The 18,159-nt window shown below is 33.7% G+C and carries 21 protein-coding genes; all 21 read right to left on the bottom strand.

Annotated features, from left to right (window positions below; genetic code table 11):
- The gene (locus KQI42_RS17105; protein ID WP_216521533.1) at positions 1 to 930 is read right to left on the bottom strand and encodes a type II secretion system F family protein; all 930 of its coding nucleotides are present in this window, start codon (positions 928 to 930) and stop codon (positions 1 to 3) included.
- Entirely contained in the window at positions 927 to 2,510 is a 1,584-nt protein-coding gene (locus tag KQI42_RS17100; RefSeq protein ID WP_216521531.1) for an ATPase, T2SS/T4P/T4SS family, read from the bottom strand. Before KQI42_RS17100 ends, KQI42_RS17105 begins: the two co-directional genes overlap by 4 nt.
- On the bottom strand, positions 2,504 to 3,313 hold the full coding sequence (locus KQI42_RS17095) for a ParA family protein (protein WP_216521529.1): 810 nt from the start codon (positions 3,311 to 3,313) through the stop codon (positions 2,504 to 2,506). Before KQI42_RS17095 ends, KQI42_RS17100 begins: the two co-directional genes overlap by 7 nt.
- A gap of 1 nt (position 3,314) precedes the next feature.
- Positions 3,315 to 4,133 carry a Flp pilus assembly protein CpaB gene (gene cpaB, locus KQI42_RS17090; protein ID WP_216521527.1) on the bottom strand — a complete coding sequence of 273 codons (819 nt, stop codon included), beginning with the start codon at positions 4,131 to 4,133 and terminating at the stop codon, positions 3,315 to 3,317.
- 12 nt (positions 4,134 to 4,145) lie between these two features.
- The gene (locus tag KQI42_RS17085) at positions 4,146 to 4,574 is read right to left on the bottom strand and encodes a prepilin peptidase (RefSeq protein WP_281420501.1); all 429 of its coding nucleotides are present in this window, start codon (positions 4,572 to 4,574) and stop codon (positions 4,146 to 4,148) included.
- The gene (locus KQI42_RS17080; RefSeq protein ID WP_216521523.1) at positions 4,564 to 4,794 is read right to left on the bottom strand and encodes a DUF6133 family protein; all 231 of its coding nucleotides are present in this window, start codon (positions 4,792 to 4,794) and stop codon (positions 4,564 to 4,566) included. Before KQI42_RS17080 ends, KQI42_RS17085 begins: the two co-directional genes overlap by 11 nt.
- A 17-nt stretch (positions 4,795 to 4,811) precedes the next feature.
- Positions 4,812 to 8,573 carry an S-layer homology domain-containing protein gene (locus tag KQI42_RS17075; RefSeq protein WP_216521521.1) on the bottom strand — a complete coding sequence of 1,254 codons (3,762 nt, stop codon included), beginning with the start codon at positions 8,571 to 8,573 and terminating at the stop codon, positions 4,812 to 4,814.
- Between the two features lie 17 nt (positions 8,574 to 8,590).
- Positions 8,591 to 8,821: a DUF6133 family protein gene (locus KQI42_RS17070; protein WP_216521519.1), complete on the bottom strand. Its 231-nt coding sequence runs from the start codon at positions 8,819 to 8,821 to the stop codon at positions 8,591 to 8,593.
- 25 nt (positions 8,822 to 8,846) lie between these two features.
- Positions 8,847 to 9,404, bottom strand: a complete 558-nt coding sequence (locus KQI42_RS17065; RefSeq protein WP_216521518.1) for a YodL domain-containing protein — start codon at positions 9,402 to 9,404, stop codon at positions 8,847 to 8,849.
- A gap of 124 nt (positions 9,405 to 9,528) precedes the next feature.
- Positions 9,529 to 10,014 carry a hypothetical protein gene (locus tag KQI42_RS17060; RefSeq protein WP_216521517.1) on the bottom strand — a complete coding sequence of 162 codons (486 nt, stop codon included), beginning with the start codon at positions 10,012 to 10,014 and terminating at the stop codon, positions 9,529 to 9,531.
- Between the two features lie 18 nt (positions 10,015 to 10,032).
- Positions 10,033 to 10,860, bottom strand: a complete 828-nt coding sequence (locus KQI42_RS17055; protein ID WP_154443073.1) for a DNA adenine methylase — start codon at positions 10,858 to 10,860, stop codon at positions 10,033 to 10,035.
- An 18-nt stretch (positions 10,861 to 10,878) separates the two neighbouring features.
- On the bottom strand, positions 10,879 to 11,217 hold the full coding sequence (locus tag KQI42_RS17050; RefSeq protein ID WP_154443074.1) for a hypothetical protein: 339 nt from the start codon (positions 11,215 to 11,217) through the stop codon (positions 10,879 to 10,881).
- Positions 11,218 to 11,363: 146 nt separating this feature from the next.
- Positions 11,364 to 11,651 (bottom strand): hypothetical protein, encoded by a 288-nt coding sequence (locus KQI42_RS17045; protein WP_154443075.1) that lies wholly within the window; start codon positions 11,649 to 11,651, stop codon positions 11,364 to 11,366.
- A 65-nt stretch (positions 11,652 to 11,716) separates the two neighbouring features.
- On the bottom strand, positions 11,717 to 12,736 hold the full coding sequence (locus KQI42_RS17040; RefSeq protein WP_216521515.1) for a hypothetical protein: 1,020 nt from the start codon (positions 12,734 to 12,736) through the stop codon (positions 11,717 to 11,719).
- Positions 12,733 to 13,026, bottom strand: coding sequence for a DUF4314 domain-containing protein (locus KQI42_RS17035; protein ID WP_246566711.1), 294 nt, complete (start codon positions 13,024 to 13,026; stop codon positions 12,733 to 12,735). Before KQI42_RS17035 ends, KQI42_RS17040 begins: the two co-directional genes overlap by 4 nt.
- The gene (locus KQI42_RS17030; RefSeq protein WP_216521513.1) at positions 13,019 to 14,686 is read right to left on the bottom strand and encodes an antirestriction protein ArdA; all 1,668 of its coding nucleotides are present in this window, start codon (positions 14,684 to 14,686) and stop codon (positions 13,019 to 13,021) included. The genes KQI42_RS17035 and KQI42_RS17030 overlap by 8 nt, the downstream gene beginning before the upstream one ends.
- A gap of 16 nt (positions 14,687 to 14,702) precedes the next feature.
- A complete protein-coding gene (locus KQI42_RS17025; RefSeq protein WP_216521512.1) occupies positions 14,703 to 15,392 on the bottom strand; it encodes a hypothetical protein in 690 nt (229 codons plus the stop codon).
- 216 nt (positions 15,393 to 15,608) lie between these two features.
- The gene (locus KQI42_RS17020) at positions 15,609 to 16,094 is read right to left on the bottom strand and encodes a pyridoxamine 5'-phosphate oxidase family protein (RefSeq protein ID WP_026894227.1); all 486 of its coding nucleotides are present in this window, start codon (positions 16,092 to 16,094) and stop codon (positions 15,609 to 15,611) included.
- Positions 16,095 to 16,237: 143 nt separating this feature from the next.
- Positions 16,238 to 16,945, bottom strand: coding sequence for a B3/B4 domain-containing protein (locus KQI42_RS17015; protein WP_026894226.1), 708 nt, complete (start codon positions 16,943 to 16,945; stop codon positions 16,238 to 16,240).
- 40 nt (positions 16,946 to 16,985) lie between these two features.
- Positions 16,986 to 17,504, bottom strand: a complete 519-nt coding sequence (gene paiA / locus KQI42_RS17010) for a spermidine/spermine N(1)-acetyltransferase (protein ID WP_216521510.1) — start codon at positions 17,502 to 17,504, stop codon at positions 16,986 to 16,988.
- 25 nt (positions 17,505 to 17,529) lie between these two features.
- A complete protein-coding gene (locus KQI42_RS17005; protein ID WP_026894224.1) occupies positions 17,530 to 17,982 on the bottom strand; it encodes a MarR family winged helix-turn-helix transcriptional regulator in 453 nt (150 codons plus the stop codon).
- Positions 17,983 to 18,159 lie beyond the last annotated feature (177 nt).

Here is an 18,159-nt window from a genome sequence, read left to right as displayed (position 1 = left end):
CTACCTCCTATACTCTATTGGTTGGGTTAATTTGATTACAAAAGCGGTAGATATAAAAATAGCAGTAATACATATTGCAAGTACTATCTGCCCCATCACAGTATGCATCAATGTATGATACCAATCCTTATTGAGGAAATATAAAAGAGGAATATTCCCAAGAACTAATATCTGCATGGTAATAAATTCTTTTCTTGGTTCAAACACCATATTTTCAAGTTCCCCATTTACAACTCTCATATCAGATAATTTACTTACTATAGGTGTTAGTGTTGTCTTTAAACTTCTGTCAAACTGGCAAGCAATTAAAGCATCACACCACTCCCTAAACACTGCATTGTCAATTCTTCCTTTCATCTCTTGCAAAGATGCTGTAATATCTGGATTTATAAGCTTTATCCTTGATATAAATTCCTTGAATACAGATAATACAGGCGGATTTAAATAATTCATATTTTCTTCTACAGCAGTTAGAATATCTTCATTTCTTAAATACGCTGTTGTAATAATACTGAGTGCTGTTTCAAGTTCAGCCGAAATAGCCTTTTTAAAATGAGTCTGTGTAATACGAACATACCAAAATGGTATAAACATTAAGCCTATTGCCATTACTGGAACTAAAAAGTAATTACCAAGGATGACTGCAATTGATCCTCCTATAGTAAAAAGTAAAAGAGATGAGGCACAAAGCATGGGGAACTTCTTCTCTCTTCCTGTTATTCTTAAAATCTCTTGAACCTCAATAACTTCACGTCTGAAAAAGGATAACTTCTTCCGTTTAGTCGTTTCATTAATCTGATCTTTAATGCTCTTAGGTTTATTCATTACCCCTTTAAAGACATTATCTGTAAACTCCATTGGTGAGATATTAAACAAAATAAAAAAACCTGTAATCATTCCAATACAGGCCATTAATAAGATGATACTCATAGACTTTGTCCCTCCTTCTTTTTAAGTTTTTCTATAGTATCAATTGGCATCCCATTTTCTAAGAATCTTTTTGATAGACTTTCTGATATGCTATTTACTTGTTCATGGTATCCTTTAATTATAAATTCTCCATCTTCCATCCTATTTTCAGTAATGATGTACTGAAATAACGGCCTATAATTTCTTGTACCATCAGGTAAGATTTCGCATTCCATAATCTCCATCAGTTTTCTTTCCTTATTTTCTAATTGCTTACAAAATACAACTATGGGATAGGCCTCTGTTACATACCCCATCAGTGTTTCATCGGACATATCTACCGCTCTTTTACAAAGGGAGACCATTCTTCTGTAAGTTGCCTCGCAGGAGTTTGAGTGGATAGTTGTGAGAACAGCTACCCCTGTCCTCGCTGCTTCCTGTGCTGCATTGGCCTCTGCTCCACGCATCTCCCCTACAACTATGATATCTGGATTAAATCTAAGAGACATATCGAGTAGTGTTATCTGATCTATCCTTTGCCTTTCATTTTCACTGTCACGAGTTATAGTATGAATGACAGAATTAGCTACTCTTCCATTTTTTTCACGGACTAAAGATAGCTCCCTCGAGCCATTTTCAATGGTAAATATTCGCTTATTATTAGGTATTGTAGTAAGAAGCCAGCCTGCAACTGTTGTCTTACCGGAGCTGGTTGCCCCTGCCACACAAACAGAAATACCATAACGGATGCATTCTGATAAAAAGTCCAGCATAGGATTTGTTGCTGTACCACCATTTATAAAATCCTCTTTTTTCATGTTCTGAGGATTCACAATACGAATGGATGCTGCAATGCCTACATCTTCATCTACTAATGGGGTCTTTAGGACTGCTATACGAATATTTTTTGATAAATGTCCAAGTACAGCAGGACTTGCATTATCAAGGACCATTCCAGATATATGGAGCATTCTCCTTATTACATTGATTGCGTGTTCAGGAGAGTCAAAATGTTCTTCCAGTTTTTCACATCTTCCATCAGAATACTGAACCTCTATATCCTTCCATGAGTTGATATCAATTTCTTCAATACCTTCTCCATGTATATACTTTGTTAAAAATCCAAACTCAGCCATTTCACTGTATAAGGCATCTATAAGTTCATTCCCACTCATTCCCTTTACTGAGATTCGGCTATCTTGTACATATTTGGATATATATCTTTTTAGATGTTCCTTAGATCCTTCTATTGTTTCATCAGTAATAAGGATAGAGTAGTTATTTGAAATATATTCTTGAACATCTTTTAAGACTGTAGAAAAGTCTTTACCATCTGATTCTGGGGTAAAAAATAGAGAGTGGGTTCTATTATCAGAGCCCAACTCCCTTTGAATTATCTTTACTCCCTCTACTTTCACTACCTTATTTATCTCTTCTATTTCTTTCACTTCTTCTACTTCCAATACTTCTACTGCTAAATCTTCAATAGTAGATATATCGCTCATTAGTTCATCTATTACCACATTTCTATTTGCAAATGTTCCACTTTGTCGATTTTCTTCCTTTAGAAACACAGATCTGCCTCTTTTTTTACCTAACACCCAAACACCTCCCTTGCAATCTTTTCTATTTCTTTTCTAAATGCCCTGCTATCCTTCATGGATAAATCTCCAAATAGATTTCCTGCAAGGTATTGTTCTTCAAGTTCCTGTGAGTGGGGTAGTTTAAAAGCCACACTTCCAAGGACTTGATTTATATATTCAATACCTTCCTGTGGCTTTAGATTTGATCCTATCTTATACTGTTTATCTGCATCCCATTTACTATCTCGAAGAAGGGGTAATTGGCTGGATAAATAACTGATGCTTTTTAAATCACAATTGGCCAGTCTTAATACTGAATCTGATTCCATTAGGGCAACTGCAGATAAAATATCATTTGCAATATAACTGCCACAATCGATAATGACAAATGGTGCTATTTTCCTAAGATTTTCAATTAACTCCCTTGCCTGTACTTCTGTATATGGGGGATAAGTATATTCATTTTCTCCTTTAAGCATTCCAAGGATTGTTAGATATGATAATCTCTTATGAGTAATCATATTGTGCTTAACAAGGGCCTCACTTACATGGGCTGCAGCAAGAATACTTCCCAATGACTTTTCACATTCAAGATCTGATGGAGGACAAATACAAGGGAGCATAGGTGCTGTCATATCACATAAAACCAATACTACATTCTTTTTCTTATCTGCTAGATACTTAGCAATCTTTGTGGCTACGATTGTTTTTCCACTACCAGGACTTCCCCAAACAGCTAAAACGCCTCCATGAAGAATTTCCTCCTGTACCTTTTCTTCTGTCTTTCGTATGAATATACCTTTCTTTTTAAAGTTCAGCAATTTACTCCACCCCACCCTCTGTTGTTTCCTCAATCTTACTTTCCTCAACTTTATTTTGTTCTGATACTTCCTCATCTGTTTTTTCCTGTTCTTCCGAGTAAAGTTCTTTAATTATCTCTTCCTGCATATCAATAAACTGCCTTGTATTTTCTGGTGTTCCCCTATAGACCAGTGATAAATGTGGCTTAGAGTCTGACTCTAGTTCAGCAAGGATATTTCCTTGTTCTGGAGTTACAAGAAGGGTTACAGTTGATGGAAGTTCTCTTTCATCTTCTATTCTTTGTTCACCAGTATTTGCATCATATCCTGATGAAGCAGTTACAGATATTACTTCAATATATTTAAGTTCTGATGGAATAACTGTTTCACCCTGCTTTTTATAATCAGGTGCAATCACAGACACAATATCCCCGCTTTGAAGCTTTCCAGAAAGACCATTAGCAAAGCTTTTTATGGTGATAGACATTGCTTGTTTACTTCCATCAAGATTATATAAATAAGCATTCTCAGCTGCTGGTATTTCTGATAGTTTTGTATTTAAGATATAATCTCCTATTCCTAAATCTGATGTAGCATATTTTCCAATAGCATTGTCTGTTGTCCGAATTATATTTTCAGGTAAATTAAACCCTCCAACTTCCACTACTTTAACCATATCCTTTGTGATTTCATCGCCTGCTTTAATTTCTTTTGTTACTCTAACAATCTCAGTCTTTTGGCTCATCCCTTTATTAAATAATGGTGTAAGTCCAAAGCATATAAGAAGTGATAATAAGATACATATCACACCTATTACAGTTCTATTTTTTAAAAATCCCATATGATTTTCCTCCTAATTCATAAAATATATAATCATAAAACCTAGCCCTAAAAAGGGAGCAAGTGGCATAGGTAAATTCCTAGCCACTTGCTTCTTCTTTATCTCAGATATTAATACTAAGAATAAATAAAATAATACTAATAAACTAAGCCCTATTATTAATCCATAGATTCCTCTCCAAAATCCAAGGACAATGCCTGCTGAGGCAGTTACTTTAATATCACCCCCACCAATACTGTTTTCTTTTAATACTGCTCCTAATAGAAATGGGATAGCAATAATTATCCCAAACAGATTTAAAAAGCTAAATCTTAGCAGGCCTATTAAGGCAATAAATATACAGATTGTATCTGGTATTTCCCTTTTTTTAATATCTGTATAAGATGCCACCATTAGCAGAAAAGAAAAAAGCACCCCTTGTAAGATGCTCTTAACCTGCATAGTTAAACATTTCTTTAATACGCTCTGTTAGTGTTGGCATAACCACATCACCGAATAATAGATATAGTCCTGCTAGAAGTAATGCTCCTAAAACTACAGCAATAAGAATTTTCACTGCTGTGTCAATATATCCTTCTCCCCTGTTATTGGTAGTTGCTGCTTTTACAGCTATAGCTTTATTTGTTATAAAATTATTTGATTTTTCAATTGTTCTTTCCATATTCATTTCCTCCTTGTTTATTCAAAATGGTAACTTACAGAATAGGTAATATTGGATTTATCGTACATACAATTGTGATTAGTGTAATAATAAAACTCAAGCTTAGAGTACATACCAGCACTTAGAGTTCTGCTGAATGTGATACCATTGCTTGTAGTTCCATAATCAAGTTCATCCCACTGTTTTGTTTTTACATTGTATCCACGAACACGGCCATAATCACTTCCACTATGTCCTGCAACAGGAGGAACAGTAAATGTATATTCAGTAATAGTCGCACCTTCTAAACCATTTTCTAGAATTACTGAATCAGGACCAGTTAACATCATACCTCCACTGCCATTAGGATCAGCAACAAAGAATACAATGGCTGCCCATGGGGACTCTGCACCTGTGGAATCCACAGCCTTTACGCGAACCGTATTTTTTCCTAACGGGTAGACTTGTGTTTCAGCATTACGCCCTTCCCAAACATAGGTAATTGAATCATTATCTGCATCAGTACTCTTAGCTGTAATAGTTACCTTAGTACCAGGGGCAACACTATTTCCACTTGGTGTCCTAGTAATTACGGGGGTAGTTGGTGGTGAATTTTTAATTGTAAAACTCTTTTCTACCCAAGGTGAATAAGCTCCAACACTATCCTTTGCACGTACCCTGACCTTATGTGTTCCTACTGCATAATAGTTATCACTGGTTGTACCTTCATATTCTAAGGTTGTTGCATCTCCATCTGGATCACTGGCTGTTGCCTTGATATCAACGAAGAATTTTCCACTTTTAACAGTCCGAGTTGGTGTAGCTGTCAGTGTTACTGTTGGTGCTGAATTTACAATTGTAAAGCTCTTCTCTACCCAAGGTGAATAATCTCCTGCACTATCCTTTGCACGTACACGAATCTTATGAGTACCTACTGGATAGTAGTTATCACTGGTTGTACCTTCATATTCTAAGGTTGTTGCATCTCCGTCTGGATCACTGGCTGTTGCCTTAATATCAACAAAGAATTTACCGTTCTTTACAGTTCTAGTTGGTGTAGCTGTTAAAGTTACTGTTGGTGCAGTATTGGTAATAGTAATCTTTTCTTTATGAGTAAATACTCTGCCCTCACTATCTATAATTGTGGCTATAAGAGTAAACTCACCTGTATCTGATATGGAGATGTTCCCTCCTTCATTGGCTAGTTCACCATTGAAATCTACTGCTTCACCTGTTTTTTCTAATGTCCATCTAACTTTATTTGCTCCAAGATTTTTGGAATCTCCTTTTACTTCAAATTCCCTGCCATAGTGAATGGAATCAGGCATGGTAAAGCTATACTCTATAACTGGATTTATAGTTATTTCCTGACTATATGAAAAACTTCTTTCTAGGAAATCTGTCATTGTTGCAGTTAATATAAAATCTCCATCTATAAGAAAGGTAATTTTGCCACCTTGTGCATTTAAACTTCCAGAGATTGCCTGCTCTTCAGATATAACTTCACCATCTTTGGTAATGCTCCATTCCACTGGAAGAACATTGTTATTACCATAGGTTCTAATATTAATAATACTGTCTGTATAGGCTGATTTCGGAAGTTCAAATCCTATATCTAATACAGGAAGCACCTCGATTTTATCTCCTGTTTCAAAGAGAAATACTCTGCCAGTTTCATCGATGATTCTAGTTACTAGTTCATAAACACCTGCTCTTTTGAACCTGATACTACCTCCTGAATTATTTAGATTTCCCTCCACATAAGTTGACCAATCCTGAAAACCATAAGTATTATCAACAAGCCATTCAATCTTTAGTCCATCAAGCTCTGTGCTGTTTACCTCTACATTAATATCGTTGTCAGTATGGGCATACTTAGGTAATGTATAACCAACAGCTGGCACAGGGTAAACTTTAAAACTTTGTTCATAGTCATATATTCTCCCTCCATCATCAGTGAAGAAAGCTTTTAGAGTATATTCACCTTTATAAGGAAAAGTAACTATTCCTCCATCATTGGATAGATTTCCACTAACAAAATCTGAAAGTTCTACTTCTTTGCCATCCTTGATAAGTGACCACTCTGCATTACGATTTCCAATTTCCTTAAAGGCTGCTTCGAGCTTTATCTCATCATCTATATGGAATATTTCAGGTAAATAAAAGCCAGCAGAACCTACAGGATATACGGTAATGGATACCTTATCCGCAAATGTTCTGCTAGTTTTGTCTGTAGCTGAAAGAATTAAATTGTATACACCTTTTTCCTTAAAACCTACAATACTATCTCCTAATGAGATATTCCCTTCAATAAAATCTGAAACATTGACCTCTTCCCCATTCCTAGTAAGAGACCATATTAAATCCATATCATCAGTATTCTTTGTTTCTGTTTTTAGAGTAATACTTTTATCAGTATGGGTTATCTTATCAAGCTCTATCTTTATTTCTCCCACAGGATATACTCTAATTACATCACTTACTTTGGTTTCTTTCCCCAGTTTATCAGTTATAACAGCTGTTAATTCATATATTCCTGTGTTATTAAATGTTATTAAACCACCAGTGTTTGTAAGCTCGCCTGTAAGTACAGTACTATGGTCTATTTCAATATTGTCTTTTTTAAGTGACCATACTACAAGATTCTCTCCTAAGTTTTCGGTGGATAGATCAACATCTATTGTTGTATCTGTATGGGCTGTTTCAGGTAGTTTAAACTCAGCAGAAACTACTGGGTAAATATCTATGCTTTGTTCATGCCTAACCTCTTTCCCACGACTATTTACAGCTGTGGCTGTAAAGCTATAACTTCCAACAGATTTAATTTTAATAGTTCCCCCATCTGCCTTTAACTCTCCATCAATAACTGAAAGTAAATCTACAGGGATACCATCTTTACTAATCTCCCATGTTACTGACTTTACATTTGAGGATTTGGGAATAATTTGAATTTCCTCATCAACATAAGCTGTAAGGAGAAGTTCAAAACTATATTTTGGTGCTGGAACATAATTTGAACCATCACCTGAAGATGAGCTGTTTTCTGTATCCCTATCTCTATCTGGCTTGTTGTCCGTAGGCTTATCAGTTGGTTTTGATGGTATAGTAGGCTTTTCTTGCTCATTTTTATCTTTATCCTTAGCTTTATCTTCCTCTATCTTTTCTTTAGCTTTCTCCTGCTTAATAAGCATTGCAAAGGCTTCGGCACGAGTTGCTTCACCATTAGGACGAATGCTTCTGTCTGGGTAACCAGAAATGATGTTATATTGTTTTCCAAGACAAATATATTCAATTTCTTCTTTAGTCAGATTATCCTCATCAATAAATCCTGTATCACAAGAACAATCTAGATTATGATTTTCTTTTCCTATCGCTCTAACTAACATTTTAATTATTTCCATTCGACTAATAGGCTTATTAGGTATATATAACTTACCATAGTCCTCCACTAGAATGATTCCTTCATAAACAAGTGCTTCTATTTCCTTTTGGGCAAAATGACCTATGATATCTTTAAATACTGGACCAACATTCTCTCTGTCTTTGGCTTCAAGTTTCATAGTCCTTGCCAGAAGGGCTGAAAATTCTCCCCTTGTAATAATATTATCCGGATGAGATAGTCCATCGGGATATCCTTGAATGATCCCTCTCTCTGTAAGAAGGTTAATTGTTTCCTCTGCCCAATGTCCTATACTATCTGAAAATATATGCTTTGCAGCATAGACAGAACCTATAAAATTAGTTATTAGTATACAAACTACTAAAAGAATATTAATTATTCTCTTTGATCTATATTTCATTATTACATTTCCTCCTTTTAACCTGCATAGTTAAACATTTCTCTAATTCTCTCATTTAAAGTTGGCATAACCACATCTCCAAATAATAAATATAGCCCTGCTAAAAGTAATGCCCCTAAAACTACAGCAATAAGAATTTTTACAGCTGTGTCAATATAGCCTTCTCCTTTATTATTACTTACTGCTGTTTTTACTGCAGCAGCCTTTCCTGTCATAAATTCATTTGCTTTTCTTAATATATATTTCATTCTGTTTTCCTCCATTATTTTTATTTTACATACTCATATTCATGTCTTTTCTTTGATCCTGCGGCTCAAAATCAATTTCTTTAAAACCAAATCGATCTACATAGTAAAATTCACTGCTTGTACTATCATAAAGCTCTATTACATCAGATATTGATAGAGAATGACCTGTGAATCCGTGAGGATGATCTAGATTAAACTTCATATAGATCACTTCTAAATTATTGGTTTCAATTTCTCCATCATAGACGATCTCATAATTTTCTTTATCCGGTTCACCAAGATTCTCCTTAAGTTCCTCATATCCTATAAATTTATATCTTGGGTCCACATTGGATTTTAGCTGCCATATACGGCAAACTTTAAGGGGTGTTTCCATTCCATTATGTCCAAGCATTTTTTCACCTTTTGACAGCTTTTCAAATACCCCATCTGTCCATATAGCAGTGAGTTCTCTCTGATGAATCCAATTTTCTAATTCATCATTTTGAAACATAGAGTCTACTGTTGCAATATCTTTTTCCACATAGCCTGCAGGATTTCCATAGTAGAAAATACAATCATTCTTAAGCTTAATACTACTCATATTCCACCTCCTGTCTTTCTCTGCTACTTATTACTTATAACCTTGCTCTCTGCCCCTTTCCTTAGTAATTTTTTAGTTCTTATCACCCCTCCTATAAGCTTTTGGTAGCTCTATGGAGATATATTTACTCTCCATAGACAATGTCATCCATCATCAATCTTTCTTCTAATTCCCTAATACAAATTCCTGATATTTCAAAAATATCAATTACAAACTGTGGTACATCAGCTATATCATAGTCATAATCTGCTTCTACAACTACAACTTTTCCGCTATCTTCTTCTGTATATGCACAAAGCTTTGCATCTATTGGGATTCCTGCTTCTTCTAAGAGATAATCAGGTACAACAATCTCATCATATTCTTCAAATCTTTCGCAATAAGAGCAATCATCACATCTGCCGCAAACACTTGCAAGATGGACTATTAGTTCTTCTGATAAGTTCTTAAGTCCTTCAGCTGCCCTTATAAGCTCCATTGCATTCATAGTTCTCTTCATAGCAACAACAACATTCTCTAAAGTTGTTATCTCAATCTCATCGCAATCCATAGCTTCTAAATCCTTCATTTCTTCCACGGATAAATTAATATTTTCCTGAATCTTTTTCATATAAATTTCCTCCTTATTTTAAAGTCCATTTTCTATTTCAAATAAGTTTATTTGTGAAGGATTATTTTCCTTCCTTTCCTGCATATCATAATTTGCCACCAGTATTTCTGGGAATTGAGCCCCGTTATCATAACGCTGTTTAATATTGTTAATACGGGTAAAGCTTTCAATCTGAATATTAGGTGCATCGTATATTTCTCTTATAAAGTCACAATCATTATAGGAAAGTAAGAACTTTCCCTCGATATTCATTAAAGTATCCTTTAGTCTGATATGATCCTTTTCTTGGAATCCACCTTCTCCTACATTTTTATAATATTTTTCTGTTTCATAATATGGGGGGTCTAAATAGAAAAAGCTGACAGGGCGATCATATTGCCTTATCAGCTTTTCAAAATCCTTATTTTCAATAACTACTTTGCTAAGTCTCCTATGTGCTTGCTCGATTAAGGGGAAGTTGCTCCACATATCATGGGGCTGGCTCCCAAAACTGGTAAGTCCTGATGCATAGCTATATCGAATAAGTTGATAAAAGTATGCTGCTTTTATTACATCACTTTCTATGCTATCCCTTGCGAGTGCATCCTTTACTATGTCAAAATCCTCCCTAGAATTTAGTACAAAATGCAGTGCCTCAATTAACTCATCTGGCCTTTCCCTTACACATCGATAGAGATTAGTCAAAAGTCCATTAAAATCGTTATATACTTCAAAATCATTACCAGGTGGTTTATGAAAAAGTACCCATCCTCCACCTCCGAACACTTCTATATATCTTTCATAATAAAGGGGAAATACAGACACTATTAATTCTCTTAGAGCCTTTTTCCCACCTATCCAACTCATAAAACTATTAATATTTCATCACCTCTTTTCTGCTTCATTATCAAGATCCAATCTCAGCTGTCCGTTATCATCTGGGAAATGTTCCAATGCTTTGACAAGCCCTCTTCTTGCTTTCGATATCTCTCTAATTCGGCTTGACATCTGTCTGATGCTTGCAATAAGTTCCTCTCTATCAGCTGCATAATAGTAACCATTGTCACCACTACATATGGGGTTGCCATCATTCCTTAACTGATTTACCAGCATCCTTACAGTTCTTGAACTGATGCAGAATCTATCTTGAAGATATGCACTGGATACAGCCTTTTGTTTTCCGGTATGATACTCTTTTATATAGATTAAAAAATCATGTTCCACCTCCCCGCCTCCTTTTCTAGATACCACAACATCTGTAGATATGATTGTTTTTAGGCAACAAAAAAGGCCGACTGCTATGCTGTAATTTACAGCTAACAATCGGCCTCTCTATTTTGGGGTATAAAAAAACACGGATATCTTCCGCGCTACCTTAGTACACCAAGTTCTCTTAACAGCTTAATGCCATCTTTTATTCCTTCCACATAAATGAATTTTTGCATCTCCCTTTCTATAAAGTCGGATATGTCTTTATAATCTTCAATCTGTCTCCTTACTTCCTTTGGAATATCAGTATTTTCATATAGCTTTATACTTAATTCCTTTACTGCTTCAACTCCTTGCTTTACTTCCTCATTTTCCTTAATCAATTTAAAATATGCTATTTCCAGTCTTTCAGTTACTGCATTGTTAAGTATCTCCATCATATCTTCCATGGTGCCACCTCCCTCAAGCACCACAATATATCACAAGTTACTTAATATATCTATTAGGAAATTCGTTATTCCATGGATATTTCCATATTAGCTGGTTCTTTGCTGAATTCATAATAGAACTTCTCTTCATTTCTTTTAATATAACCATGTTTGCAAGGCTCCAGCTCTTCTTTTTCTATAGTTACCTTGGCATATTTTTCATAGTCAAAGTTTTCTCCCAGTATTGAATCTGGTTTTACGACTCCATGTTTCTCTGCCATAATTCTCCCATACTTTTCAAAATTAGCTCCTTTTGGTACAAAGTCATAGCAAGCTAGATTTTGGGAAATATCAAGGGCAAAATCAAGTCTTGTACAACCTTCAATTTCCATGGCTGATTCTAAATTCTCCATAAAAAAATCCCTCCCTTGATCTTGTTCATCACAAGCATATCCTAAATTATTGCCATTATCAGCTAATTCTTCTATGGAGTCATACTGATTTTTTAATTCTGTAATATTTGGGAATACACACTTTGCATCTAATAAATAGCCTTCATCCCATTTATCTATACCAAGTACATCTAATGCAATATCCAGCTCATGAGGTTCTAAACTAAAAGATCCATAGTCAGGCAGGTTTATCCATAAGCCTTCTGGGTACCTTTTACTTCCAACTTTAATTTTTATAGTCCAATCATCCCCTATCAGCTTATCTAAGTTTGAACCGTCATAAATTTGTTTGATAGTGTTTCTTTCAATAGTATATCCCTTGTCTGTAAATGCACCTTCAAAGTCTTCGTGATATTCTGTGCCAAGTTTTTCTGTATTTATAAATGAAAGCACCTCATCAGATGCATCTTCCTTATGTTTAGCCACATATTCTCCAAGGAATTTTTCATCAATTGCTTTATAATAAAAATCAAAACTGCTTAATTGCTCTGTAATATTAATCATATCTGCTGCAGTATATATCCCTATAATTTGAATGGCACCTTCTAAAACATATTGTTCTTTAACTGACATTTCATTAAATCGCTTATCCAGATATGCTTTTTCTTCTTCTGTTCCCTCAAGTCTTCTCCACATATAATTTAAATCTCTCATAAACTTATACCTCCCATACCTTGCGACTGTTCTTTGGAATGTTCCTCTGATTCTTTGATTTCTTCTTGGGGATGGGATAACACTTTAAAATTATCTTCTCCGGGAATAAGACCAAGGCCTCTTCCATTATCCCATTTCATGTGTACAGTTCCAATATCATCTACAAAAGTCACTGTTCCTTTAATGCCTTTCTCAACTCCCTGCTGATCATCCATGGTTGAAAGTAATTCTATTCTTGTTCCTGCAGGATACATCTTTTTGATTCTCTCCACTTGATTTCTGTTATTCAAATTTTATCCCTCCCATTATTTGATTTTGATTTATTTCCATTTCTTCAGCTGTTTTAATAAACCAGCTCTTACTGCTATTCCAGAAGCTAATATAGACATCTCCCATATCAGTATTTATTTCTCTTTGCTCAAAAGACTCCCCCCAGCCATCTGCAACCTGATCGATTATTTCACCCTTAATCTTCTCAAGTTCTGACGATGTTAAATCATCATTTAGTGCTAGTATTGCTACACCCATTAATTCAGCATCTACCATCTCAATAGAAAATTCATATTTAGCTACCTTTCCATTAACACTGTCATGTCCATCGTAGTATTTCATCAAGCCTCTTTGTTCTTCTCCTGAAAGAGTGTCTCTTTCTATAGCTTCAAGGATCTCATCTATATAATCAACTATTTCAAAATTTCCTAATTCCATTGGTTCATCTAAGGTTTCTCTGTAACCATAATCATTTTGTATATCATAGGTTGTAATAGTTAAGGGCATATATAATTTTAATGTCTTTAATTCTCTTTCTTCTGGAACCATTATGCCAAGATTTTCAAACAATAAACTGGCAAGCTTTTGATTATATCCGTGATAGATAATATATCCCTTGTCTGAGAATGAACCTAATTCATTATTTGATTTCTCTATACCGTATTTTTTAAAATCAATATATTCTTCTAAATTATGATCATATTCAAAATTCCCTGATTCACATATCATATATCTTCCATAGCTTTCAATGTCTTTTATTCCATCGAATAATTCAAATTCATACATGGAGTCTGCTAGAGAAAATACTTCATCAACAGTTTGTGGATTTACATAGTCCATAAGCCTTTCAAAATATCTTATATCACTTCTCATTTCTTTTAGTTTATCTGCTAGATTATTTAAAGTATCTATTTTATTTAATGATGTTAGATCATCAGGGATAATATTTAAGATTCTGTCAGGAATGTTATAGCTATCGATAGTAACTTTGCAGTCATCTAGGTAAGGTGTTCCTAATCTCATCAGTGCCTTAGTAATTTCAACATCAGAACAAGGTATATATATAAATTCACTCCCGCCCTTTACTTTTAATTCAACTGTCGCCATAGTGTCCTTCCACTCATATGGTGGGAACTGCTCCCCATTATATACTTGCTCTGGCTCATTACTGTTTTTATATAGAACACCATAAGGTGTGATTATAGAACTAGGATTGTTTTTTATTACATCCATTGCATATGATTCACCGTCAAGTTCATCTAATTCTTTTGTTGATACTGCTTGCCTCTCTGTTAGATATAGGTCTTTTCCTATAGCTTCTAGATTATCAAATTCAGATACAAGACTATAGCAATGCAGATTAAAACTTAGATTTATTAATTCTGTCATTGTCTTAGGGTTTTCTGCAAAGGATGCAGCATAGAATCTTTCTATCTCCTTTTGACTAAATCCATCTAGCCTTTTCATTAAATAGTTTAGCTCATCTATATTACAGTTTTTATTATGCAGTATCCTTAGAAAGTTTCTATCCATACTATTTTCAATATAGCAATTTGATTCTGTAGTCATTTCTATTCCAAGCTCACTGCATATTTTATCTAAGTTTTCTTCTTCAATAGGAAACCATATGGTTTTAGTCTTTTCATTTTCTCTATTCAGTTTTTTAATCGTAATGTTCAAGTCTTATCCCTCCATTCTACTTTGTAATTAAAAATATATCTGCACCATATCTTGTAATCAGTGAAGCATTAATAATTGCCTTAAAAGCCTTATCATCAATTAAATCCACATCGGCTATTTCATTAATCTCAATGCTTTCTTTTCCTGTCCAAATAGTTTTAGCCATTTGGTATATGGCATATCCTCCTGTACTTATTTGTTTAAGGTTACACTTATTAAAATCAAATCCATTTGGTTTTACAGTATGCTCTAGTAGATTCCATAGAGTCTCATCAGAAGTAAGAAGAAATATGACGGCAATATATCTTGGAGATATATCATAGATATCAAGATCTTCTTCGTAAACTACACGATAGAATCTTTCTTTATGAATAGGATTTAAGAATACTTCTCCTTTAAAGCTATCAGTAAGATGTCTCAGCCTATCTTTAAATGAATAATTTCTTATTTTTCTAAAAGATTCATTTATTAAACCTTTGTACCTGACCTTATCCACATCGGATAAGAAACTAGAATGAATATTTTTACAGTCATTGCATCTATTACTTACATTAATTAAGCTGGAATTACAATCCTTAACACCTCCCTCACAATTAAAATAATTATTAATAACTATGCCATTTCTCCTTGGTTGAAAATTTGGCACCATAACCATTAGCTGTTCTATCCCCTCCAATGAAGTGCCATACATAAATAATTTTGACATTGTCCTCAATCCTTTCTTTCTGTTTTTAGGCATAAAAAAAGGGCGAAGCCTATCGATCATAAGTTGACCGAAGACTTCGCCTCTTTGAATTTCTATATTAAGTTTTGGAGTTATATAAAATATATAAACTAAGATTTTTATGTTGAACATGGTTCTTTATCTATAAAATAATATAATATCTAATCTATTGATAAGGTTTCCATTATATAAATTCTTCTACTGCTTTGCCCTGATGTATTCAATAGCTTCCTTCCCAGTTATATGCTCAATATCAATTGCAATAACATGAGACTGTGTACATCCACTTATTTCTTTTTGTTTTGCTTTTTTGGGCTGATCTCCTGAATATTTTTCAACCAAAGCTTCAAAACCCTTGACCCATTCATCGCCCTCAACAACTCTTGCTTTTCCAAATGCAATGACACTACGAAAATAGGTCGTGTACTCTCCACTTACGATTGTATCTTCATCAATTACTGAAAAAGACACCTTCGGATTTTTTATAATAGCATCTACTTTATGACCAACTTTTGCTGAATGAAAGTAAATCTTGTTGTCAAAGTAAACATAACTAAGCGGAACTGCATAAGGATAATCATTATCACCCATACATGCTAATACACCGTTGGTACATCTCTCCATTACGGCTACAATATCATCTATAGATAATAACTGTTTATTCCTTCTCATTTTTCTAAACATAGTTCCTCCCCCTTTTTATAATATAGTCCCTTCCTAAAACAAGGCGAATCTAATCCTTTTAGATTTCTGGTAAATATAATTTAGTATTATAATAAAAGCTAATATATAGATATAAAAATCTTAAATAAAATTCTTTTTCAAAATTATCTTATTAAAACTTCTTTATTGTTAATATCTAAAATTGAAATTTCGCATATCCCACCCAAATTATCTTGTACTGCTTCCGACAATTCCTTTAAAGCACTCTCAAACTCTGCTAATCTACTTTCATCAACCAATTCAATGCACAGAAAAGCATTTCTTGTATTTTCAGTAAGCATTGTCCTCACTGCTTCTCTCCAATTCCAGCATCTACAAATTGCACCTTCATCATCCTTATATATTACTTCCCCTTCATAGGGTGGTGAATTTTCCTCTGCTCCTAATGTAACAAAACTTTCATTTCCAACTGCCTTAGTTAATCTTATATTTCCAACAAATGTATCAATATCTTCCCCACCACAAGGCAATCCATATTTTAATGAAATAGAGTTGTAAATATCAACTAGAGGATTAATAGTCCCTAAATGGTTCCCCTTATGCACTCGCTTTAGCAGTGCTTCAATTGATGATCGTGCTCCTTTCTTTGTCTTAAATTTTTGAAAGGCCTCTCTCCATACCTTTATAACCTCATTACTGCTGAATATTTCATTATTTAAATATTTTAAGGCCTGTTTTTCTGAGATAAGTATCATTTCCTTATATTTATCCTCATCTATTATAAAGTTATTTATGTTATGGCAAACAACAACACCAATTCTTGCATTAGGAAATAAACCCCAAAAGTCCTCTTCAACAACAAATTTAGTCATTTAAATATACCTCCTTAAAGTAAATAGTAACTCCATTAAATTATATGAGTATCTTAGTCATTATAAAGTCTACCTGTTCTTCATTGCCCATATAAAAAGAGTGGGATCCAGTTTGGACAAAGCCCATTTTTTCATAAAAAGCAATAGCATTTTCATTTTTTTCCCACACACCTAACCAGATTTTCTTTTTGTTAAATTCCATCGCAATTTCTATAGCTTTATTTAGTAAATACATGCCTAAACCGTGTTTTTGAAATTTTCTTTTTATATAGATTCTTTCAATTTCAAGAGATTCATCAGACATTTCTTCAGATTGAGCATCATTTATATTGATTTTTAAATATCCAGCGACTTCATTATTTAAATATACGAAAAAGAATTGTGAAGAAATATTGGATAATTCTTTTTCTAATTGTTTCAAGTTAAATGCCCTTTCTAGATAAGCTTTTATATTTTCTGGAGAATTCTGATTCTTAAATGTCTCATTAAATGTTTCATAACTAATTTCTAGAAGTTTAGGCAAATCTTCAACATTACACTTTTTTATATTTATAGTCATTTAATTAAATCACCCCTTTGTATAATCAATAATTTCTTTTGTTTCCTTTTTTCACAAAATCCCAATCTTTTTCTATGTTTTTTCTTACTCTTTGAAGAAGGTTAGAGATTATTTCCATTTCCTCTTCTGAAAATCCTTCTAATGCTACAGTATTGGAATAGTCATGTTCTCTTTTAATAAAATGATAAGTATTTTCACCCTTCTCTGTTGGAAAAAGTTTATTGATTTTTTTATTAGTCTTATCTGCCTTCTTTTCAATAAATCCATTAACCTCCAATTTCTTTAAGGCACGGGATACTGTTGTTCTATCTACTTTTATCATATCAGATAATTTTTCTTGAATTATTCCTGGATTTTCATATATTCTCACAAGGTACAAATACTGCCCTTTTGTAAGGTCATATTCTTTAAATTCTATATTACTTATAGAATCTAATGCCCTTGCTATCATTCCTATCTCACGAAGAATTTCTGTCATAATAAACCCCTTTAAAATATATTTTGTTGCAAATACAATAAAAATTTATAAATAAATTTTACCACAACCTTGTTGCACTTGCAACAAAATTTAAGCTGTTAGAAGAAATAGAATAAATATTATATATTCTAAAAATTATAGAAAATACAAGGTAGTATTATAGCACTTATGGAGTGT

It is taken from the genome of Tissierella simiarum, assembly GCF_018917865.1.
GTDB lineage: Bacteria > Bacillota > Clostridia > Tissierellales > Tissierellaceae > Tissierella_C > Tissierella_C simiarum.
This window is presented reverse-complemented; position numbering and strand designations above follow the sequence as displayed.

Coding starts and splice junctions, on each gene's coding strand:
- KQI42_RS17005 (WP_026894224.1), bottom strand. CDS start 17,982: ATGACAGAAATTCTTCGTGAGATAGGAATGATAGCAAGGGCATTAGAT.
- KQI42_RS17020 (WP_026894227.1), bottom strand. CDS start 16,094: ATGTTTAGAAAAATGAGAAGGAATAAACAGTTATTATCTATAGATGAT.
- KQI42_RS17080 (WP_216521523.1), bottom strand. CDS start 4,794: ATGGAAAGAACAATTGAAAAATCAAATAATTTTATAACAAATAAAGCT.
- KQI42_RS17055 (WP_154443073.1), bottom strand. CDS start 10,860: ATGAGTTGGATAGGTGGGAAAAAGGCTCTAAGAGAATTAATAGTGTCT.
- KQI42_RS17045 (WP_154443075.1), bottom strand. CDS start 11,651: ATGGAAGATATGATGGAGATACTTAACAATGCAGTAACTGAAAGACTG.
- KQI42_RS17065 (WP_216521518.1), bottom strand. CDS start 9,404: ATGAGTAGTATTAAGCTTAAGAATGATTGTATTTTCTACTATGGAAAT.
- KQI42_RS17075 (WP_216521521.1), bottom strand. CDS start 8,573: ATGAAATATAGATCAAAGAGAATAATTAATATTCTTTTAGTAGTTTGT.
- KQI42_RS17070 (WP_216521519.1), bottom strand. CDS start 8,821: ATGAAATATATATTAAGAAAAGCAAATGAATTTATGACAGGAAAGGCT.
- KQI42_RS17060 (WP_216521517.1), bottom strand. CDS start 10,014: ATGAAAAAGATTCAGGAAAATATTAATTTATCCGTGGAAGAAATGAAG.
- KQI42_RS17040 (WP_216521515.1), bottom strand. CDS start 12,736: ATGAGAGATTTAAATTATATGTGGAGAAGACTTGAGGGAACAGAAGAA.
- paiA (WP_216521510.1), bottom strand. CDS start 17,504: ATGACTATAAATATAAAAAAGTGTAATGTTGAAGATTTGCCTAAACTT.
- KQI42_RS17015 (WP_026894226.1), bottom strand. CDS start 16,945: ATGACTAAATTTGTTGTTGAAGAGGACTTTTGGGGTTTATTTCCTAAT.
- cpaB (WP_216521527.1), bottom strand. CDS start 4,133: ATGGGATTTTTAAAAAATAGAACTGTAATAGGTGTGATATGTATCTTA.
- KQI42_RS17025 (WP_216521512.1), bottom strand. CDS start 15,392: ATGTCAAAATTATTTATGTATGGCACTTCATTGGAGGGGATAGAACAG.
- KQI42_RS17085 (WP_281420501.1), bottom strand. CDS start 4,574: ATGCAGGTTAAGAGCATCTTACAAGGGGTGCTTTTTTCTTTTCTGCTA.
- KQI42_RS17105 (WP_216521533.1), bottom strand. CDS start 930: ATGAGTATCATCTTATTAATGGCCTGTATTGGAATGATTACAGGTTTT.